Genomic DNA, 19,278 nt, shown 5'->3' on the forward strand with positions numbered 1-19,278 from the left:
CGTGCCGCTTGCGCGGACCGGTGCCGCGCAAGCGGCGGCCGGTACGCGCGTCATCGGCGCAGCGGTTGCGCTACTCGCTCAGCAGATAGCCGGAGCCGCGGATCGTGCGGATCGCCGGGTGCTCGCCGAGCACGGCGAGCTTCTTGCGCAGACGCCCGACATGCACGTCGATCAGGTTGGTGCCGGGATCGAAGCGGCAGCCCCACACGCCTTCGAAAATCATCGTGCGCGTGAGCACCTGTCCAGGGTTGCGCATCATGTATTCGAGCACCCGGAACTCGGTGGGCTGCAGGTCGAGCTCGGCGCTGCCGTGCGTCGCGCGCCGGCGGATCAGGTCCAGTTCGAGCACGCCGACGCGCAGCATCGTCTCCGGCATGTACAGCGGCGCCTTGCGGCGCAACAGCACCTCGACGCGCGCGGCCAGTTCCTCGGGCACGAACGGCTTCGTCAGATAGTCGTCGCCGCCCGCGCGCAGACCGCGCACCCGTTCGTCGACGTCGGACATCGAACTCACGAGCAGCACCGGCGTTTCGATGCCGACGTTGCGCATGGCGGACAGAATCGACAGGCCGTCGATGTCGGGCAGCACGCGGTCGAGCGTCACCACGTCGTACTGGCCCGCCATCACGCGGGCGAGTCCGGCGCGGCCGGTATGGGCGATGTCGACGTTGTATCCGGTTCCGGAGAGCGACATCTGGATCTCCTGGATGATCAGTTCATCATCGTCGACGGACAGGATGTTTGGCATCGTTGCGTGAGCAGTGGAAGTGGCACGGGGTTCAGGCGGTTTCGCGCAGCACGGACAGGTTGTCTGCATCGCGATACCATCCGATCGTGAAGTCGACGAAGCTTCTGACCCGCGGCGGGATCCGGCTTCGACTGGCATACATCACCGACAGCTGGCGCATGCCGTTGGCCACGGCGAACGGCGCAAGCACCCGGACGAGACGGCCCGCGTCCAGATCGTCCTGAACCTCGGGCGCGGGCAGCAGGCCGATGCCCATGCCGGCGATCGCGGCCGAACGGACCCCGATGCTGTTCGACGCGCGCAGCGCGGAGGTCACGTCGACACCGTACGCCTGCGCGCCGTGCGTGAAACGCCACGTGGCGCGCCGCGGTCCGCACGGCGCGGCGAGCAGCCGGTGGTCCTTCAGGTGAACGGGGTTCGACGGCATGCCGTGCAGCGCAAGATAGGCGGGCGAGGCGACCGCGACCTCGTCGATCGTGGTCAGCTGCCGGCACACGATCGTCGAATCCGGCACGTTGCGCCCGGTCGAGAAGCCGACGTCGTGACCGCCGGAGAGCAGGTCGATGTCGCCGTCGCAGACCGTCACGTCGAAGTCGATCTGCGGATAGGCCTGCTGATAGCGGGCAATCAGTCCGAACAGCCCGGTCTGCGCAAACGTCGCCGAACTCGCGACGCGCAGCGCGCCGCGCATCTCGCGCGTCGAGCGCACGAGGCCGGCTTCGAGATCGTCGAGCTGCCCGATCACGACGCGGGCGGATTCGAAATACATGCGTCCCGCCTCGGTCAGCGACAGGCAGCGCGGTGTCCGGTTCAGCAGACGCGTATGCAGATGCGCTTCGAGCATGCTCACGCTGCGTGTGACCGCGGACGGGCACATGCCGAGCTGTTCCGCCGCGCGCACGAAGCTCTCCAGTTCAACGACCCGTACGAAGGTACGCATTGCCTGCAGCTGGTTCATCGGAAGTTACCCAAACTGTCGAGCCTGCATGATGGCCGATGGGCGCTAACGCGGAATCGGCATCCTCATTAAGCATTCTTTAGGGTTGGGATATCGATGCGGGGTCGCGCGCGGGAACGTGGAGAAACGCGCGGCCGCGCAGGCAGCGCAAGCACGCGTATTGAATGAGGCGCGGGCGCTGCCGGGCACGATGCGGCGGCCGGCTCGGTGCGAAGCGCGCGGTGTCCGGCTGGCGAAGCGGGGCCGCGGGCCGTGCGAGGGAAGCGCTTAGCCGAGCCGGTATCCGGCGCCGCGTATCGTGCGGATAGCCGGCGCATTGTCGAGCGTGGCGACTTTCTTGCGCAGATGGCTGATATGAACGTCGATCAGGTTGGTCGCGCGAACGCGCGCGCTGCCCCACACGCGCTCGAAGATCAGCTTGCGCGAAATCACCTCGCCGGCATGACGCATCAGGCACTCGAGGATGCGCGTTTCGGTCGGGTGCAGGTCGAGGTCGCTGCCGTTGTGGCTCGCCCTGTACGTCAGCAGATCCAGTTCGAGATCGCCCACCCGCAGTCGAGATTCGGCGTGGCGGCCGCTCGCGCGCCGCCGCAGCAGGACTTCGACGCGGGCATTCATCTCGTCCGGTTCGAACGGCGTGCTCATATAGTCGTCGCCGCCCGCGCGCAGACCGCCGATGCGTTCCTGCAGGCTTGCCTGTGCGCCGAGCAGCAGCACCGGGATGTCGATGCCGACGCGGCGCATCGTGGATACCAGCGTCAGGCCGTCCAGGTCCGCCAGCACGCTTTCGAGCAGCACGACGTCGTAGTCGGCCGACATGACGCGCGCCATGCCGAGGCGCGCGGTGCGCGCAACGTCGATTTCGTAGGCCGGGGGCAGGAGCGCGCTCATGATCCCCGTGGTGGTGCTCTCAGCGCACGCGATCGACAGGACTTTCGGCATGGACGGGATGTGCTGTCAGGCTGTGATGGACGGAAGCGCGTGCGCCGCAGCGGCCGGGCGTCACGCACCCAGCCATCATCGGAGATCGCCCCAGCGATGTCATCGACAGCCGCGTTAAGTTTTTTTCATCGACGCGAGGCCATTCGTTTGGGCGGCATGCCGCGAGGCAACGGCAGTGACCGGCGGTGATCGCCAGATGCCAGGCGTGCCGGAAGAGCGGCTTGCAAGGACTTACAGTGAGACATCGCGATGTTAAATATTTATGAAGCTGTAGATTCGTGTCGACAACTTTAGTGAAACACTGAATTCCAGAGGTTTTCTGCGTTGCGCCCCGTATAGTCGCCGAGGTTTCGCCGGTTCCGGTCGGAGCGATCCCTCGTCTGAGCGTCTCAGGCAAGCTGCACGCGGGACACCGCGCAACGGCATGTCTTTCGTTGTACTGATTGACAGACAAGGCTATCCGGCACGGGAAGCGGGATACGAGTGAACCGGTGTCGCAGTGGCGGCGACACAACATTAAAACGCGCGATCTCCTGGAGAGTGAAAGATGAAGAAAAAACTACTGGCTACGATGGTTCTTGCGTCGATCTCCGCAGCAGCCCATGCGGACGATAGCGTGACGCTGTACGGCATTATGGATACCGCGGTCGGCGTGGTCGAACACAGCGCGAACGCGAGCCCGTTGTTCCCGGCGACCGTGAACCCGGTCAACAAGGTGAGCACGAAATTTCAGAGCCCGGTGTGGGGCATGTTCAACGGTGGCATTTCGGATTCGCGCTGGGGTATCCGCGGTAACGAAGACCTCGGCGGCGGCCTGCATGCGTTCTTCGACCTCGAATCGGGCATCAACATCCCGTCGGGCAACCTGAACAACGCCGCTGGCTCGATTGCGGGCGCAAGCAACACGATGGGCGCGGCTTCCGCGCTCGACGGCCAGCTGTTCAACCGCGGTGCGTATGTCGGCTTGCGGCAGGACCAGTACGGTTCGCTGTCGTTGGGCCGCACGACGACGCTCGGCTACGACACGATCGTCAACTACGACCCGGTGTTCGCAGCCCAGCTGTTTTCGCCGCTCGGCTTCTCCGGTTCGTACTCGGCCGGCGGGATCACCGAGGGCTCGCGTACGGACAACAATATCAAGTACACGAACCATGCCGGACCGTTCAACTTCGGCGTGTCGTACAGCCTCGGCGGCGTGGCGGGCAACTTCGGCGCAGGCTCGACGTGGGGCGCGAACCTCGGCTACGAGGACCACAACTTCGGCGTTCAGGCGACCTATTACGAAGCGCGCGACGCGATTCACTCCGGGCAGCTGGTGGGCGCGAATGCAGTGGGCAGCAGCGGAATCGGCCAGGACGTGGGCGCGCTCACTGTGAACAACGACGAAGACTTCATGATTGCCGCGAAGTATTCGTTTGGCGCCGCAACGCTGAAGGCCGGTTACGAACATTTCGAACTGAAGGCACCGAGCGATCCGGTGACGGCCGGCACCACGTACGACTACTACGGGTACTCTGGCACGCTGACCAACACGGTCTACAGCAGCAAGAACAACGTGTACTTCGCGGGCGGCGACTACAAGGTGACGCCGGACTTCGATGTCGCGCTGGGCTTCTACGACACGCAGACCATGCAGTCGACCGGCGTGGCCGGCGGCAACCAGCTGCAGTACTCGTTGCTGGCCGACTATCACCTGAGCCGCCGCACCGACGTGTACGCGGGCTATATGTTCTCGAAGTTCAATGGTGCGGCGTTCAACGGCTACCAGTCGACCAACTACATCGCGGCGACCGGCATCCGCACGATGTTCTGAAGCTGACCTGGGCGGCGTGCCCGGATCGCATCGACGCACAGCGTGACGCCGCCGCGGCTGCACGCCGTGCGTTTTCGTGAATGAGATGCGTGAAAAGGCCGCACGTCACAGGGTTGCGCAAAAAAAGACCCCAACGGGGTGCGTTGGGGCGGGACCTACACAGCCTGCCCTCCCGGGGGAGGAGAGCAGTCTCAGCATAGTGGCGCCGGGACTCGCTCGCCATCGCCGAAACGGAAATTCAGCATTGATCGGGCGACGCGGACGAAGCGGGACGTCGCCTGTTTCCGCTTCGCCCGCTGTGCGATCAATACGGACTACGCACAGTCAGCTTGTTCGCCACCGATACGACCCCCTCGATACCCTGGGCGGCCCGGCCTGCGAGGTCGATCTGATGCTGCGACACGCATGAGCCGGTCAGCGTGATCTTGCCGTCCCACGCTTTCACATAAACACGCGTCGGATCCAGCCCTTTCGTGTGCGCGAGCGCGCGCCTGACCTTCTTCGCCAGCGCGCGATTGGCTGCTTTCGTTGCTTTGGTCACCGGTGCGGCAGCGGTGGCCGCAGGTGCGGACATCGCGTCGCTAGCCTGGGCGTGCGCGTTCAGCGCGAACGCCATCGTGACCGCGGCGCTAGCAATCGTCTTCAGGATGCGTGCAGATTTCATCTGATTCTCCTTACGGTTGGCTACGAAATGGCCCGCCGGAGGCGGGATGCGAACACCGCTTGCGGAAAATCGACCGGACCCGCATGCGGCAGTGACGCGACAGCCTGTCGGGAACCGCTTTACAGCGATTGTGAGGAGGGCAAGGCGCGCGACCTTGACGCAATCGCGCGTGATCGAAGCGTGGCGCGGCGAGTGCGCGCTTCGATCACGCGGATCGGGACGCACGGGTCGCTGCCGCACGACCCGCCCCGAACGCCGGGCGCGTCGTGCGGCAGCGAAGCGGCGCACGAATGCAGACGCCGCCCCCGGCAAGGGGCGGCGCGATGCAGCCGCTTACATCCGGACTGTGTCCGGAACGGTCATCAGAATTGCGTCATGATGCCCGTGAACGCGCCGAACTGGCCGTGGCCATAGCTCGGGTTCGTGTTCGTGTTGTCGACCGAAGCCGGCGCATCGTTCGCGTTCGGGCCATACGGGTTGCTGTAGCCGTCGCCCAGACCGATGTTCGACGTCGAGCTGTTGCGGACGTAGCCGAGTTCGGCGTACAGGAACGTCCGGCGCGACAGGTTGTACTGGCCTGCCAGCGTGAACAGCGTTGCATTGCCGTTGCCGTTGTTCGCATTCGCGTGATACACGGCACCTTCGAGGCTCACGACCGGCGACATCTGCCAGTCCGCGCCGACCCATTCATGCGTGACCGCAGTCGGTACGCCCACACCGCCCGGCAGGGCGTCGCCCGCGCCGAGGTTGTAGCTCGCGGTCGTCGCATCCGGCGCGCTCAGGTACTGGCCGCCCGCGAAGATCTTGACCGGCCCGATCGTGAAGTTGCCGCCGCCCAACGCGGAACGCGAGTACAGGTAGACGTTGCTGAAGTTGCCGTTCGGATCGCGGATTTCGTCGTAGATCGCCTGCAGTTCAAACGCGGACGCGTTGTATTGCAGCTTGAAGCCGTCCGAGCGGCCCTGTGCGCAACCGAAGCCCGAGGTGCCCACCGCGCAGCCGAGCTGGCCCGGCGCACTGCCCGGGTCGCCCGCGTTCCACGTGTAGCTGTTGGCCAGGTCATACTGGCCCTTGACCGTCAGGCCGCCGAAGCTCGGCGACGTGTATTCGATGCCGTTGCCGGCCTGCGACCAGTTGCGGCCACGGACCAGGGTCGAGATCGCGTAGAACTGCATCAGCTGCGGGTCGAGATCGTAGCTGTCCTGCTGGATTTCGCCGGCGCCGAGGTTACCGAGGTTCAAGGTACCGTAGGTGTTGTTGGTCAGGCCGACCGTGGCGGCGCGGCCGAACAGCGAGCCGTTGCCGTAGGTGCCGTTCTGCGTGTTGAGGCCCATTTCAAGGTGGAAGATCGCCTTCGTGCCGCCACCAAGGTCTTCTACACCCTTCGCGCCGAATTCGGACTGGCCGAAGTCGCCGCTTTCTGCGGAGAACTGGCCACCGTGCGGCAGACCCGATTCGTACTGCATGCCGTTGTCGATACGGCCGTACAGCGTGACGCTGCTTTGGGCTTGCGCGACGCCTGCCAGTGTCGCCAGCAGAGTTGCAAGGATGGTACGTTTCACCTGGGTCTCCTTAAGAGGGGAAAATGATCACGTCGAATGAGGCGACGTATCGGACTCAGCGCACTGCACGAATGATTCCTCGTATCAGCCCTGCGCATCGGAGGCAATTATATGAATTCGTTTTTCTTCTTTATCGGTTGTCAGACCCTGGAAAAAACACTAATGCACTGGATGATAATTTTGTGAGTGCGTTGGGCGGCTGATCTGTAGTTTCGCTAAAGAAAGCGATGTGAAAAAATAAAAATCAATGAAATCATATATCTACAATCTTTTTCTTTCTTGTCATTACGAGCATGAAAAAGATGTCGCTACATTAAAAAAGATTTAATTTCATTTGTCGATTCAGTGTGGCATGTTCGGTTTTGCGGAATGCAATAAATGTCCGTATATCGGGCAGCAGGCGTGCGCTTCCGTTGCGGTGCTGCAACTGTCGGCGCGGCCACACCTATAAAGCGTGTTTCATGTTCGCGCTGTTGTTGTGCTAGTCGCGGGGCGTTAGCATCCAGACGCATATCCGACGAAGCGTTTCACGAGGTCACGCATGTCCCATCCGATGAAGATCGACGTCATCAGCCAAGATGGCGAAACCGCACTGAAACTGACCATCGGCACGCAGGTGAAGGTGCTCGACGGCGCGGGCGTCGAGGAGCTGGTTGCGCGGCTCGCGCTGATGCGCGCGTCGATGCGCCCGCCTGTCGCGCCCGAACCGTTGCGCACGAAACAATATGTGATCGAAGTCGACCCGTGCTGGCTCGCGCAGCCCAATGCCGCGGGCGACGGGGCAGTGCTGTTTCTGCGGCACAGCGGGCTCGGCTGGACCGGCTTCGCGTTGCCGCAGGAGGGCATCGAGAAACTGAGCGGCGAATTTGCCGACTATATCGCCGCACCGGTCGCCCCGAACGGCACCGCCCATTAGCCGGCGTGTGCGCGCGCTGCGATGGATCGCGCGCGGCACGGTCAGTCAGTCAACTTGTTCGAGTGAGCGGGCATGTCAGCACAGATAGAAATGGAGATCATGAACGAGTACGGCGCCCAGTCGCTTCTGCTGAAGATGGGCGACGACAGCGTTCTGCTCGAACCGGCCGAAATCGACGTCCTGATCGAGGAACTGGGCAACCGCCGTTCCGACATGAAGCCGTACACGCCGGCGCAGATGGCGCGCGATCGTCAGTATGTGGTCGAGACGAGCCCGGTGTGGCAGACGGTGCGCAATCCGCTCTTCGATGGTCTGGTGGTGTTTTTCAGGCACAGCGGTTTCGGCTGGACAGGCTTTGCGATTCCAAATGGGAGTCTGCGCAAGCTGCTGGAATCGATGGGGGCGGTCAGTGCGTCGCCGCCGACGGAGATCGTCGCGGAACGCGGTTCGCCCTTTACCGCGTGAGGGTGCCGCTGACGGACGGCCGATGAGACCGATCGCCGCACGGCGACGACACGCCCGAGCCGTCAGGCCGGGCGTGTCGTCGACGCGAGCGTCGTGCAGGCGGGGAGCCGAAGCGCGGCGGCGCGCGCCGTCTGCTTCGGCAAGTTCTGCGCCATGCCTCGTTGCGCCGGCATGCGTGGCATCGCGACCTCGACTGGCGCGGTGCCGGGGTGCGCGTGCGTCGCGCGGACCAATCAACGGCCCCCGAAGAACAGCGATTGCGAGTTCAGGCGGCCATGCGACGTCGCTTCGCTGTTACCCGATTGCGACGAGCCGTCCGTCGAAGCACCGTAGCTCGTGTCGACGATCGCGCCGTGTTGCGCGGCGACCCGGGCTTCGGCAGCCTGGATGTCTTGCGGATAGTACGGGTCGCGGCCCGTGGCGGGGTTATAGCCGGCCTGCTCGATTTGCACGAGTTCGGCGCGCACTTGCGCACGGGTGACCGGTGCGTTCGATTGGGCAAACGAAGTCAGCGGGGCAGCGATGGCAACCGCAACGGCAACAGCCTGGATCAGCGTCTTCATGATGATTTTCCTCAAGGTTATTAAGAACGGGCCGCAGTCTTCGGGAGAACCCTGATGTCCTGCAACCGTTGAAGCCATTCTAGGAGTCCGCTGCCCCAGGGTAAATACCGACATCGCGAAATAACTGTTTCCAGAATCCGCACAATCGGAGAGCGCGTGGGCAGCAAGTGCGCCGATTACTTGAGAAATCTGAAACGAACAATTTCATTTTCCAAAACAGCGGGCCCCGTTGACGTGACCGTGGCGGCGGCACGCCGCACGGCGCGCAGCCTGCCGTGCGCGGTTTCGCGCGCTTGACGTATCCTTTCTGCGTTGCCCGTTGCCCGTTGCCCGTTGCCCGTTGCCCGTTGCCCGTTGCCCGTTGCCCGTTGCCCGTTGCCCGCTTCGGCCCCGCTTCGGCCCCGCTTCATTCCGCTTCGTCTCCTGCCCGCCTGCCCGTTTCCATGACCGATTTCCCGTTTGATGCCGTGCTGTTCGATTGCGACGGCGTGCTGGTCGACTCCGAGCCCATCACGAATCGCGTGCTGGCCGACATGCTGGGCGAACTCGGCTGGGCGATCAGTGCCGAGGAGACCTTGCGGATCTTCGTCGGCAAGATGGTGATGGACGAAGCCGCGCGCATCGAAGCGCACACCGGCGTCGCGATCACGCCGCAATGGCTCGCGCAGTTTCGTGAGCGCCGCAACGCCGCGCTCGATCGGGAACTCACCGCGATCGGCGGCGCGGCGGCGGCCGTCGAAGCGCTTCATGCCGCGCTGGACGGCCGCATTGCGGTCGCCTCGGGCGCGGATCGCCGCAAGGTCGAGCTGCAATTGCGCAAGGCGGGGATGCTGGCGCGCTTCGACGGGCGCATCTTCAGCGGTCACGAGATGCCGCGCAGCAAGCCGCATCCGGACGTGTATCTCGCGGCCGCGCGGGCGCTGGGCGTCGATCCGCGTCGCTGCGCGGTGATCGAGGATACGGTGACTGGCGCACGCGCCGGCGTCGCGGCCGGCGCGACGGTGTTCGGCTATTGTCCCGGTGGTTCGGGCGGTTCGGGTCGTTCGGGTGGCTCGGGCGGTTCCAGCAACTCCAGCAGTTCCAGCAGCTCCGACGGTTCCGTCAACTCCGATGTGCCAGCGCATGGCAGCGCGGCCGCGCTGCGTGACGTGGGCGTTGCGCACGTGTTTGCGAGCATGGCGCAATTGCCGGCGCTGCTCGCCGGATGGGCGCGCGTCTAGCGATGCCCGTTTGGGCGGGCGAGGTCCGCAAGGGCTTGAATGCGCGCGAAGGTGCCCGAATACCCGAATACCCGAATACCCGAATACCCGAATACCCGAACGCCCGAATACCCGGGTGCGTGCGTCAGCGCCCAGGAACGGGCAGGGGACCCCAAGCCGGGATCCGCCGCCTAGAGCAGCCGCCGCGCCGGACGGGTGACGAGTTGCAGCGGCGTTTCCGTGTACGGCGACAGGTCCTGTTCGCGCGTCATCTCGGTGAGCGCCTTGACGGCGACGTCGACGCCGAACACCGCCTGGCGCGCCGCAAACTGGTCGACGGTCGCGAGCATGCGGCCGGAGTCGAGCAGCGGCTGGATCGACGGATCGTTGTTGTACCCGGTGATGTACACGCGCCCGGTGCGATGCGCGTTGCGCACCGCGTCGACCGCGCCGCTCGCCATGCTGTCGTTCGCGCACAGCAGCGCGCGCAGCGGCGGATGTTGCGCGAGCATCGTTGCGGCCAGCGCCTTGCCCTTCGCGTAGGTCCAGTCGCCGGCGGCCGCCGCGACGATGCGCAGACGCGCGGCGTCCAGCGCGTCGCGAAAGCCGACGGTGCGCTGCTGTGCGTTGCGGTCGTCCGCCATGCCCTCGATCAGCGCGACCTCGTCGCCGGGCTGCAGCTTCGTGGCGAGGTAGGCGGCCACTATGCGCGCGCCTTTGCGATTGTCGGGGCCGACGAAGGGCACCGCGATGCGCGCATCGTCGAGCGCGGCTTCGTCGAGCGGATTGTCGATCGCGACCACGATGATGCCCGCGGCGATCGCGCGTGCGACGACCGGCACGAGCGCGCGCGAATCGGTCGGCGCGAGCACGATCGCGTTCGCGCCGTTGCGGATCAGCCGCTCGACGAGCGCGATCTGACCGGACGTATCGACGTCGGTGGCGGTGCCGAGCACGTCGAGGTCGAACTGCCACGCGAAATGTTTCTGATAGTTCTGCGCGGCGCTCGCCATCGCGACCGTGAACGGGTCGCTCATCGACTTCAGCACGAGCCCGATCGTGACCTGGCCTCTCGACTGCGCGCGCGCATCGGCGAAGCCGGAGGCGGCGAGCACGCCGGCCGCAAGCAAGCGCCGGCGCGTGATGTTGACCATGGGTTGTCTGTTTCCTCTTTTCGAATGCGTGGCTGCGCCGCGCACACGCGCGTCGCAGCGACCACAGGCGCATGATACCGCGTGGCCTCGCGGCATTTCACCGGCGCCTGTGGCAGAGCGCGCCGGCTAGGGCGAGGGCGCGCGCTCCCAGCCGCCGCCGAGCGCGAGAAACAGGTTCGCCTGGTCGAGCGCCACCTGGCCCCGGGCGGCGGCGAGCTGCGCGCGGGCCGCGGTGAGCGTGCGGGTCGCGTCGAGGTCGTTGATGAACGATTCGCGTCCGCCCAGGTACAGCCGGTGGGTTTCGCCGGCCGAATCGGCGGCCGACTTCAGCGCCGTGCGCAACGCGTCGGCGCGGGCGGTGTCGGCGGCGTAGGCGGCGAGGCTCGTCTGCGTTTCGCGCAGCGCGTTGAGCACGACGCCGTCGAAGTGCGCGAGCGCCGCGCTGCTCGCGTCCCGCGCTTCGAGGATGCGGCCGCGCGCACCGTTGGTCGGGAAGGTCCAGCTGATCAGCGGGCCGACGCTCCAGCGCGCGGTCGGCGAGGTGCCGAGGTCGCCCAGAATGCCGGTGAAACCGGTGGACGCACCGAAGCTCACGCTCGGATACAGCTCGGCGGTGGCCACGCCGATGCGCGCGGTGGCGGCCGCGAGCTGGCGCTCGGCGGCGCGCACGTCGGGGCGGCGCCTGAGCAGCGCCGCGCCGTCGCCGACCGGCAGCGGCTGCGCGATGCGCGGCACCCGCGCGCACGCGTAGACCCCGGGCGGCAGCGCCGACGGCGCGCGCGCGAGCAGCATCGCGAGGCGGTACTGCGCGGCCTTGCGGCGCGCCGCGTAGGCGGGGATCGTCGCGGCGAGCGTCGCGACCTGGGTTTCGCCGCTCGTCACGTCGGGCTGGTTCGCGCGGCCGGCTGCGCGCAGCCGGCGGGTCGCGTCGACGCGCGTCTTCTGCAGCGCGAGCGACTGCTGCGCGATGGCGAGTTCCTCGGCCGCCGAGCAGTTTTCCAGGTAGGCGCGCACGACGTCCGCCACCACGGTGATGCGCGCGAGATCGGCCGCGGCAAGCGCCGCTTCGCTGTCGGCGCTGGCGGCTTCGACCCCGCGCCGCAGCTTGCCGAACAGGTCGAGCTCGTACGAAATGCTGATGCCGACGTCGCCCTCGTACTCGACGGGCAGCTTGCTCGTGAGCAGGTACTGCTCGGCCGATTCCTGCGCGCGCGCAAACGCGGCCGACGAGCGCCCGGAGAACCCGCCCTGCGCCTCGGCGACGCCGACCGCCTGCTGCGCGCGGGCGAGATTCGCGGCGGCCACCCGCAGGTCGGCGTTCGACTGCAGCGCGTCGGTCACGAGTTCTGCGAGCACCGGGTCGTCATATAGACGCCACCAGTCGGGCGGCACCGGTTGCGCGGATACGTGCTGTCCGTCGACATCGGGCAGCGGCGCATGCGCGAGCGGCGCATTGACGAGCGCGCCGGCCGGCAGCGCGTAATTCGGGCCGACCGTCGTGCAGGCGGCCAGCGTCAGCAGCAGCGGTGCAACGAGGGCAAGCGTACGGCGCGGCGTCATCATGATGCGGCGCTCGCGGTTTGCGGCGCGGACGCTGCACCCGAAGCACCCGAAGCACCCGAAGCACCCGAAGCACCCGAAGCACCCGAAGCACCCGAAGCACCCGAAGCACCCGAAGCACCCGAAGCACCCGAAGCACCCGAAGCGGCGGCCGGTCCGCGCGCGTCGGGCGCGGGCCCGTGCGGGCGCACCGAAACCGTCGCGGTGCGCCCGGCGATCATGCGGACGTCGCCCGGCACGTCGTCGAGCGCGATGCGCACCGGAATCCGTTGCGCGAGGCGCACCCAGCTGAACGCGGGGTTCACGTTCGGCAGCAGGTTCGCCCCTTCGCTGCGGTCGCGATCGACGATGCCCGCGACGATGCTCTGCACGTGGCCGCGCAGGATGCCGGGCTCGCCCATCACCTTGATGTCGACCGCCTCGCCGATATGGATGCCGGACAGCTTGGTTTCCTCGAAATAGCCGTCGACGTGAAACGAATGCAGGTCCACCACCGACACCACCGCATGCCCAGCCGACGCGAACTCGCCGGCGCGCGGCGCGCGGTCGTTCAGATAGCCGTCCACGGGACTGCGGATCACCGTGCGCGCGAGGTTCAGCTTCGCGGTGTCGACCGCCACGCGGGCATCGGCGAGCGCGGCTGCGTCGAGCTCGACGCGCGCGTGGCTTTCCTCGGCCACTTCGCGCGCGACCAGATCGCCGAGCACGCGATTGCGCGCGTCCTCGCGGCGCGCCTGGTCGAGCGATGCGCGCCGCTGCTCGACGAGCGCCTCGGCCTCGCGCAGCGCGAGCGTGTAACGGGCCTGGTCGATCACGAACAGCGTCTGGCCGCGCCGGACCTGCTGGTTGTCGGCGACCTCGACCGATGTGATGAGCCCCGACACGTCCGGCGCGACCTGGATCACGTCGGCGCGGATGTGGCCGTCGCGCGTCCATGGCGAGTACAGGTAGTAGGCGATCAGCTTCGACAGCACGAAGCCGGCGATCGCGACGACGACGAGGGTGAGCAGGATCTGACCGAGAGAGAACCAGGTTTTCTTCACGTTGTTAGCCGGTGCGAAACGATGACGACGAGACCCAGCACCAGCACGTAGATGCCGAGATCGAAGATGGAACGGTGCCAGACGAAGCGGTAAAAGCCGGTGCGCGCGAGCAGCGTGCGCAGCGCGAGGTTGATCAGATAGGCGATGAGCATCAGCACCAGCACAGCCGGCACGAATACGCCGAAGATGTCGATTTCGCCGATCATCGTGTCGAGTAGCGCGAAAAGGGGAACAGGAAGGGTGTCATGCGGTGGGCACCTCGCGCGGCGGCGGCAGCGGGCTCGCGGCGGCCGGAAACAGCGACAGCCGCAGGCCGACGAGCGCATGCAGCGTATCGCGCAGCCGGCGGGCCGGCTGCGCGGCCAACGCCGCCGCGTCGGCGTCGGCGTCGGCGAGCCCCGCATGCGCGACGTGCGCGAGCGCCGCATCGATGGCGCCGATCAGGCTGGCCGGCGCCGGCGTGCGCCCGCGCCGCGCGATGCAGTGCGCGAAATGCGCGTGAATGCCGTCCAGCACCGGATCGAGCGCGGCGGGCACGTCGCCCGCGAGGCGCGGCCGCAGCCGGCGCAGATCGAGTGCGTTGAACGCGATGCGCAGGTCGCGGAAACTCTCGATCGACGGATGACGGTCGTCGTCGGTGGCGGCGAGCCGCGGGATCAGTTGCATCAGCCGGTCGAGCATGCGCGCGGCGAGGTTGCGCTGATCGTCGACCGGCTCGTGCGACGCGCTGAGCATCACGTCCGCCCAGCTCGAACGCATTAGCCGCGCGGCTGCCAGCTCGGCGCCGAACGGCCGCGTGACCCGGGTCCAGACGAACGCATACAGCAGCCCCGCAAGGCCCGCGAGATTGCTGTTCAGGAATACGAAGAAATTGGCGTCGTACGCGTCCTGGATGCTGATGAAGGTCGCCGTGTTGACCGCCACCAGCATCGTCGCGAGGTTGAACTGCGGACGCGGAATCAGCGTGCCGACGAGGATGAACGGGCCTGCGAACAGGATCACGAGCATCGGGAAATCGTGCACGTGCGGCAGCACCGCGAACAGATAGAGGCCGGCGAACACGACGCTCGCGGCCGTCGCCGTGAAGAAGCGCAATACCTGCGGCGCCGGCTCGTCGAGCGCCGCGAAGAAGCAGCACGCGATGGCGGCGAGCGTGACCGCGCCGGCGCCGTCGTTCCAGCCGGAGCTGATCCACAGCGCGCACGCGACGATGATCGCGCCGACCGCCGACGCCGTCGAGAACAGCATGATGCCGCGATCGAAGTAGCGTTCGGTGCCGCCGAGGCGCCAATGGCGAAAGCGCGGCTGCCAGTCGCCGGTTTCGTCGCGGATGATCGCGCGCAGCGTGCGGCAGTCCTGCCACACGTCCATCAGTTGCCGCAGCCGCCACAACGCGTTCGACAGCAGCGCGCCGTCCCAGCTTGCCAGCGTCGCCGGGGCCGGCTCCAGTGCGGCGATGCGCGCCCGCAGCGCGTCGGCCTGCGGATCCGTCGAGCCCGCGGGCGCGCGGCGCAGCGGCGCGCCGAACCAGCGGGCGACGTCGGCGAGCAGCGCGTCGAGGCCGGCGGGGCGCGCGTGCGTGCCGTCGAGCAGCGCGACGAGCGGGTCGGCGAGCGCCGACGTGATCGGCAGCAGCAACATCATCCGGCCGCGCAGCGCGTGTGCGCGGCGCAGCACGTCGGGCCGCGTGTGATCGTAGGCAAGCTGGCTCAGCAGCAGTTCGAGCGCGTTGCAGGTGGCCGCGAGCCGCTGCCGGCAAGCCGAGATCGCCGCGCCCGCGAGATGGCCGGACAGCGTTTGCGTCGTATAGAACACCGCGTCGCGAAACCAGCCGTCGGTGCGCTCGACGAGCGTCGGCGCGAGCCGGCTCGGAAAGATCGCGCTGCCGACAATGCTCGCGCAGACGATGCCGAGCGTGATCTCCTCGGTGCGCGTGATCGCGATGTCGAATACGGCGTCCGGGTTGAACACGGACGGCAGCGCGATCAGCGGCATCGTGTAGCCGGCCAGCATGAAGACGTAGCTGCGCGCGGTGCGGTCGGAGATCGCGAGGTACAGCAGCGTGCCGGTCCACAGCGCGACGACCACGCTGAACAGATAGGGCGTCTCGACGAACGGAGGCACCAGCAGGATCGCGGCCGCCGCGCCGAGCGCGGTGCCGAGCGCGCGATACAGCGCCTTCGAACGGGTCGCGCCGACGAACGGGTTCGACACGATGTAGACCGTCGCCATCGCCCAGTACGGGCGCGGCAGATCGGCGGCGAGCGCGATGTACAGCGCGAGCATGGCCGCCGCGAAGGTCTTGACCGAGAAGAGCCAGTCGCGCAGGGATGGGTAGACCATGGCCGGCTATCCGCGAAGGCGCGCGAGGACGGTCGCGGCGGGTGCCTGCCGCGAGGCGCGGGCGGCGCGGCGGCAGCGGGTGCCGGCGCACGGGGCAGCGGGAGTCGGCATGATTCGAATGGGTTCGGTTAATGAACGCGGCACGGGTAGTCTACGCCGGCCGTTTGCCGGAATCGACCCCGAATCGGCCGCGAATCGATCCGGAGCCGGTCTGGGACGTCCGCGCCGTGCGGGCGCCGGCAGCGGCCGCTGCATCGGCCGCTGCATCGGCCGGGTGCAGCGTGGCGCTGCGCCCGGCCGGCGCGGCGTGAGCACGGCCAGCAGGTATCGCGGGCAGTATCATAAATGGTTATTTAAAAAATGTGCGGCGAACGCCGCAGCGATCCGCGCGCTGGACGCGTCGCGCGGGCGGCTGGCGCTGCGCGGCCGGGCGGTATTGATACGGATGCCGAAATAATGGGCCGGCGGCGCGCCCAGCCTCGCGGCGCGGCCGCCGCGCGTGCCCCGCATGCTAGGATGCTTCGCAGATTGCCACGGAGATCCGTATGAACCCGCTGACCGCGGCCCGCTTCGACACGGAGTTTGCGCCGCGCATCGCGACGGCGATCGTCGCGCTGTTCGGCACGGGTGTGCAGGCCGACGTGCTGCCGTACCTGGGCCACGGCCATCCGACGCGGATCCGCATCCATGCCGAGCCGCTCGGGGCGCTGCGCCGCTACCCGAACCCGCTGAACCTGCATCTGACCTGGGACGGCGACGAGATCGAGCGGCTGATGCAGCAGGACGGCGAAGCGCGCTTCGCCGCGTATCTGCAGGCGGTGCCGCGCAAGCTCGACGCGTGGCACAACGCGCGCGAGATCGATTTCCGCTCGCACACGCAGGCGCAAGCGGAAATCCTGATCGGCGGCCTCGACTTCGAGGCCTAGCCGCTACTTCGTTTGCGCTTCGCGCACGCCTCGTTCGCGCCTGTTTTGCGCCTGTTTTGCGCCTGTTTCGCGCCTGTTTCGCGCTTCTTTGGTGCCTCGTTTCGCAGCGGTGCCGGCGTCCCGTCAGAACAAGCCGCCCGGCATGCCGCCAGCGCCGAACGTGCCCGGCGGGAACGACACGCCGCGCAGCACCTCGGCGAATCGGGCGCTGCGCGGCGTCACGAAGTGCTCGTTCGCCGCGCCGCTCGCGCTCGTGTTCTTCAGCACGTCGCGGATCGCGACGAGGCGGGACGGACGTGCTGCGGGGAAAGGTCGGTGGGGGCCATCTGTCGTCTCCGTACGGCTTCGGGTTTGACAGCGTGCTTCGTACACGGACTTGCAGGAAAACCCGGCCAACCTAACAGCCGCCGATGAACGATTCTTGACGCCTGCCTTTCATCCTGTTTATGTGACGCGCGGCTCATGCCGCGCCTGCCGCTCGTTCGCGTCTGAACGGCTCAGTCGAGCCGGAATTGCGCGGCGGCGCCCGCGAGGCTTGCCGCCTGGGTCTGCAGCGCAGCGGCCGCGGCGCTCGACTGTTCGACGAGCGCCGCGTTCTGCTGCACCATCTCGTCGAGCTGGCTCACCGCGCGGTTGACTTCCTGAATGCCGCGCGTCTGCTCGTTCGCCGCCTGCGAAATGCCGGCGATGATCGTCGTCACGCCCGACACGTTGCTGACGATGTCGGCCATCGTCTCGCCCGCATCGCGCACCTGGTTCGAACCGGACGCGACGCTTGCGACGGTCGACTCGATGAGTCCCTTGATCTCCTTGGCCGCCTGGGCGCTGCGCTGCGCGAGCGAGCGCACCTCGCCGGCGACCACCGCGAAGCCGCGGCCCTGCTCGCCGGCGCGCGCGGCCTCGACGGCCGCGTTCAGCGCGAGGATGTTGGTCTGGAACGCGATGCCGTCGATCACGCCGATGATGTCCGCGATCTTGACCGACGCGTGTTCGATCTCGCCCATCGTCGCGATCACGTCGCCGATGACCTCGCCGCCGCGCGACGCGACGCACGAGGCGGCGCTCGCGGTCTCGTCGGCCTGCTGCGCGGACTGCGCGGACTGCGTTACGGTGGCGGTGATCTGCTCCATCGACGCCGCGGTTTCCTGCAGGCTGGCCGCGGCCGACTCGGTGCGGCCTGACAGGTCTGCGTTGCCGGCGGCGATCTCGTCCGCGGCGACCCGCACCGATGCGCTCGCGTCGCGAATCTGCCGCATCACGCGGCTCAGCGTGTCGATGAAACGGTTGAATGCGGCCGCGATCTGCGCGACTTCGTCCGTGCCGCCGGCAGGCAGCCGGCGCGTGAGATCGCCCTCGCCGGAGGCGATCGCGTCCATTGCGTCGCGCACTTTCGAGAGCCGCTGGAACGAAGCGGCGGTGGTCGCCGCGACGACCGCCGCCGCCAGCGCGGCGATCACGACGAGCCCGAGCAGCGACGTGCCGAGCATCGAGCGCATGCCGGCGGTGGCCTCGCCCTTGTCGAGCGCGACCACCAGCAGCCAGTTCGTGCCCGCGACCGGTTGTGCGCGCAACAGCATCGGGCGGCCGTCGACGTCGGTGTCGAGCGGCTGCGTCGCCTCGGCAAGCGCGGCGAGGCCGCTCGCGTCGAGCGCCGGTACGAGCCCCGCGAGCGGCTTGAGCGTGAGCTTCGGATCCGGGTGCGCGACGATCTCGCCGTCGCTGTCGACGAGCATCCCGAAGCTGGCCGGCGTCGGATGGATCGACGTGACGTTCGCGATCACGCTGTCCATCGTCAGATCGCCGGCGACCACGCCTTTCACGTCGCCGTCGCGGATCACCGGCGACGCGAACGTGACGACGAGGTGCCCGGTGCCCGCGTCGACGTACGGCGGCGTGACCACCGGCTTGCCGGCCGCGACGGCCTGGCGGTACCACGGCCGGCTGGTCGGATCGTAATCCGGTGGAATGCCGCTCGGATCGGAGAAATGCGTGCTCTTGTCGGCATAGCCGACGTACACGTTCGTGAAGTGGCCGGCCGCCGCCATCTGCTTGAGCGCGGCGGTCGGGTCGGGCTGCAGGACCGTGTCCTGCAGCGAATCGATCATCTGGCTGTGGGTGGCGATCCAGTCGCGGATGCCGTCGGTGTGGCCGCTTTCGACGGCGACGAGGTTGCGCTCGATCGCTTCGGCGTTGTACGCGCGGGCGACGACATAGGTGAGAACGGCATTGGCTGCGAGCGCAACGACAACGATGGCCACGCACAGGGCCACGACGCGTGCGCGAATAGAGGAGAGCATGTCGGACTTTTTGGGCAATGTTCAGCGGAATACGGCGCAGGGCTGCGCCTGGCCGGGTATACGGCCGCCTGCGCGCCGACTTGAATTGTCTATTGCATGCAAGCGCGGATTGCAAGCGCAGGACA

Annotated in this window: 19 protein-coding genes; 6 read left to right on the plus strand and 13 right to left on the minus strand. The window is 67.2% G+C overall.

What is annotated here, in order from left to right; all coding sequences use genetic code 11:
* Positions 1-70: 70 nt before the first annotated feature.
* The 3 genes from AC3AP7_RS04620 to AC3AP7_RS04630 form a co-directional block, all read right to left on the minus strand.
* Entirely contained in the window at positions 71-748 is a 678-nt protein-coding gene (locus tag AC3AP7_RS04620; RefSeq protein ID WP_475765133.1) for a response regulator transcription factor, read from the minus strand.
* Between the two features lie 31 nt (positions 749-779).
* Positions 780-1,706 (minus strand): LysR family transcriptional regulator, encoded by a 927-nt coding sequence (locus tag AC3AP7_RS04625; RefSeq protein ID WP_475765131.1) that lies wholly within the window; start codon positions 1,704-1,706, stop codon positions 780-782.
* Between the two features lie 267 nt (positions 1,707-1,973).
* Complete coding sequence (locus AC3AP7_RS04630) at positions 1,974-2,648, minus strand: response regulator transcription factor (RefSeq protein ID WP_475765129.1); 675 nt, start codon at positions 2,646-2,648, stop codon at positions 1,974-1,976.
* 547 nt (positions 2,649-3,195) lie between these two features.
* Here AC3AP7_RS04630 and AC3AP7_RS04635 point away from each other — a divergent pair.
* Positions 3,196-4,461 carry a porin gene (locus tag AC3AP7_RS04635; RefSeq protein WP_475765127.1) on the plus strand — a complete coding sequence of 422 codons (1,266 nt, stop codon included), beginning with the start codon at positions 3,196-3,198 and terminating at the stop codon, positions 4,459-4,461.
* A 304-nt stretch (positions 4,462-4,765) separates the two neighbouring features.
* On the opposite strand, the gene AC3AP7_RS04640 is transcribed toward AC3AP7_RS04635, so the two are convergent.
* Positions 4,766-5,125: a BON domain-containing protein gene (locus AC3AP7_RS04640; protein WP_475765125.1), complete on the minus strand. Its 360-nt coding sequence runs from the start codon at positions 5,123-5,125 to the stop codon at positions 4,766-4,768.
* A gap of 362 nt (positions 5,126-5,487) precedes the next feature.
* Complete coding sequence (locus AC3AP7_RS04645) at positions 5,488-6,687, minus strand: porin (RefSeq protein WP_475765123.1); 1,200 nt, start codon at positions 6,685-6,687, stop codon at positions 5,488-5,490.
* 541 nt (positions 6,688-7,228) lie between these two features.
* Between AC3AP7_RS04645 and AC3AP7_RS04650 the strand changes: the two genes are divergently transcribed.
* Both AC3AP7_RS04650 and AC3AP7_RS04655 read left to right on the plus strand, forming a co-directional pair.
* Positions 7,229-7,603, plus strand: coding sequence for a hypothetical protein (locus AC3AP7_RS04650; RefSeq protein WP_475765122.1), 375 nt, complete (start codon positions 7,229-7,231; stop codon positions 7,601-7,603).
* A gap of 72 nt (positions 7,604-7,675) precedes the next feature.
* Positions 7,676-8,068: a hypothetical protein gene (locus AC3AP7_RS04655; protein ID WP_475765120.1), complete on the plus strand. Its 393-nt coding sequence runs from the start codon at positions 7,676-7,678 to the stop codon at positions 8,066-8,068.
* A 233-nt stretch (positions 8,069-8,301) separates the two neighbouring features.
* Here the strand turns inward: AC3AP7_RS04655 and AC3AP7_RS04660 are convergent, their stop codons facing one another.
* Positions 8,302-8,631 (minus strand): DUF4148 domain-containing protein, encoded by a 330-nt coding sequence (locus AC3AP7_RS04660; protein WP_475765118.1) that lies wholly within the window; start codon positions 8,629-8,631, stop codon positions 8,302-8,304.
* 443 nt (positions 8,632-9,074) lie between these two features.
* Here AC3AP7_RS04660 and AC3AP7_RS04665 point away from each other — a divergent pair, with 443 nt between their 5' ends.
* On the plus strand, positions 9,075-9,851 hold the full coding sequence (locus AC3AP7_RS04665) for an HAD family hydrolase (protein ID WP_475765117.1): 777 nt from the start codon (positions 9,075-9,077) through the stop codon (positions 9,849-9,851).
* A 170-nt stretch (positions 9,852-10,021) separates the two neighbouring features.
* Here the strand turns inward: AC3AP7_RS04665 and AC3AP7_RS04670 are convergent, their stop codons facing one another.
* From AC3AP7_RS04670 to AC3AP7_RS04690, 5 genes are all read right to left on the minus strand, one after another.
* Positions 10,022-10,984: a substrate-binding domain-containing protein gene (locus AC3AP7_RS04670; protein ID WP_475765115.1), complete on the minus strand. Its 963-nt coding sequence runs from the start codon at positions 10,982-10,984 to the stop codon at positions 10,022-10,024.
* Positions 10,985-11,110: 126 nt separating this feature from the next.
* Positions 11,111-12,547: an efflux transporter outer membrane subunit gene (locus AC3AP7_RS04675; protein ID WP_475765113.1), complete on the minus strand. Its 1,437-nt coding sequence runs from the start codon at positions 12,545-12,547 to the stop codon at positions 11,111-11,113.
* Positions 12,544-13,587, minus strand: coding sequence for an efflux RND transporter periplasmic adaptor subunit (locus tag AC3AP7_RS04680; protein ID WP_475765111.1), 1,044 nt, complete (start codon positions 13,585-13,587; stop codon positions 12,544-12,546). Before AC3AP7_RS04680 ends, AC3AP7_RS04675 begins: the two co-directional genes overlap by 4 nt.
* Positions 13,584-13,793, minus strand: coding sequence for a DUF1656 domain-containing protein (locus AC3AP7_RS04685; RefSeq protein WP_475765109.1), 210 nt, complete (start codon positions 13,791-13,793; stop codon positions 13,584-13,586). Before AC3AP7_RS04685 ends, AC3AP7_RS04680 begins: the two co-directional genes overlap by 4 nt.
* Before the next feature lie 37 nt (positions 13,794-13,830).
* Positions 13,831-15,930 carry an FUSC family protein gene (locus tag AC3AP7_RS04690; protein WP_475765108.1) on the minus strand — a complete coding sequence of 700 codons (2,100 nt, stop codon included), beginning with the start codon at positions 15,928-15,930 and terminating at the stop codon, positions 13,831-13,833.
* A gap of 109 nt (positions 15,931-16,039) precedes the next feature.
* Between AC3AP7_RS04690 and AC3AP7_RS04695 the strand changes: the two genes are divergently transcribed.
* Together AC3AP7_RS04695 and AC3AP7_RS04700 are read left to right on the plus strand one after the other, a co-directional pair.
* On the plus strand, positions 16,040-16,387 hold the full coding sequence (locus AC3AP7_RS04695) for a hypothetical protein (RefSeq protein ID WP_475765105.1): 348 nt from the start codon (positions 16,040-16,042) through the stop codon (positions 16,385-16,387).
* Positions 16,388-16,475: 88 nt separating this feature from the next.
* On the plus strand, positions 16,476-16,856 hold the full coding sequence (locus AC3AP7_RS04700; RefSeq protein WP_475765103.1) for a DUF5594 family protein: 381 nt from the start codon (positions 16,476-16,478) through the stop codon (positions 16,854-16,856).
* A 123-nt stretch (positions 16,857-16,979) separates the two neighbouring features.
* Here the strand turns inward: AC3AP7_RS04700 and AC3AP7_RS04705 are convergent, their stop codons facing one another.
* Positions 16,980-17,123 (minus strand): hypothetical protein, encoded by a 144-nt coding sequence (locus AC3AP7_RS04705; protein WP_475765101.1) that lies wholly within the window; start codon positions 17,121-17,123, stop codon positions 16,980-16,982.
* 230 nt (positions 17,124-17,353) lie between these two features.
* Positions 17,354-19,153 carry a methyl-accepting chemotaxis protein gene (locus AC3AP7_RS04710; RefSeq protein WP_475765100.1) on the minus strand — a complete coding sequence of 600 codons (1,800 nt, stop codon included), beginning with the start codon at positions 19,151-19,153 and terminating at the stop codon, positions 17,354-17,356.
* Between the last annotated feature and the right edge of the window lie 125 nt (positions 19,154-19,278).

This window comes from Paraburkholderia sp. PAMB 6770, from assembly GCF_057748135.1.

Excerpts from the sequence above, each read along its gene's own strand:
- AC3AP7_RS04620 (WP_475765133.1), bottom strand. The coding sequence starts at position 748 with ATGCCAAACATCCTGTCCGTCGACGATGATGAACTGATCATCCAGGAG.
- AC3AP7_RS04625 (WP_475765131.1), bottom strand. The coding sequence starts at position 1,706 with ATGAACCAGCTGCAGGCAATGCGTACCTTCGTACGGGTCGTTGAACTG.
- AC3AP7_RS04630 (WP_475765129.1), bottom strand. The coding sequence starts at position 2,648 with ATGCCGAAAGTCCTGTCGATCGCGTGCGCTGAGAGCACCACCACGGGG.
- AC3AP7_RS04635 (WP_475765127.1), top strand. The coding sequence starts at position 3,196 with ATGAAGAAAAAACTACTGGCTACGATGGTTCTTGCGTCGATCTCCGCA.
- AC3AP7_RS04640 (WP_475765125.1), bottom strand. The coding sequence starts at position 5,125 with ATGAAATCTGCACGCATCCTGAAGACGATTGCTAGCGCCGCGGTCACG.
- AC3AP7_RS04650 (WP_475765122.1), top strand. The coding sequence starts at position 7,229 with ATGTCCCATCCGATGAAGATCGACGTCATCAGCCAAGATGGCGAAACC.
- AC3AP7_RS04655 (WP_475765120.1), top strand. The coding sequence starts at position 7,676 with ATGTCAGCACAGATAGAAATGGAGATCATGAACGAGTACGGCGCCCAG.
- AC3AP7_RS04660 (WP_475765118.1), bottom strand. The coding sequence starts at position 8,631 with ATGAAGACGCTGATCCAGGCTGTTGCCGTTGCGGTTGCCATCGCTGCC.
- AC3AP7_RS04665 (WP_475765117.1), top strand. The coding sequence starts at position 9,075 with ATGACCGATTTCCCGTTTGATGCCGTGCTGTTCGATTGCGACGGCGTG.
- AC3AP7_RS04670 (WP_475765115.1), bottom strand. The coding sequence starts at position 10,984 with ATGGTCAACATCACGCGCCGGCGCTTGCTTGCGGCCGGCGTGCTCGCC.
- AC3AP7_RS04675 (WP_475765113.1), bottom strand. The coding sequence starts at position 12,547 with ATGATGACGCCGCGCCGTACGCTTGCCCTCGTTGCACCGCTGCTGCTG.
- AC3AP7_RS04685 (WP_475765109.1), bottom strand. The coding sequence starts at position 13,793 with ATGATCGGCGAAATCGACATCTTCGGCGTATTCGTGCCGGCTGTGCTG.
- AC3AP7_RS04690 (WP_475765108.1), bottom strand. The coding sequence starts at position 15,930 with ATGGTCTACCCATCCCTGCGCGACTGGCTCTTCTCGGTCAAGACCTTC.
- AC3AP7_RS04695 (WP_475765105.1), top strand. The coding sequence starts at position 16,040 with ATGATTCGAATGGGTTCGGTTAATGAACGCGGCACGGGTAGTCTACGC.
- AC3AP7_RS04700 (WP_475765103.1), top strand. The coding sequence starts at position 16,476 with ATGAACCCGCTGACCGCGGCCCGCTTCGACACGGAGTTTGCGCCGCGC.
- AC3AP7_RS04710 (WP_475765100.1), bottom strand. The coding sequence starts at position 19,153 with ATGCTCTCCTCTATTCGCGCACGCGTCGTGGCCCTGTGCGTGGCCATC.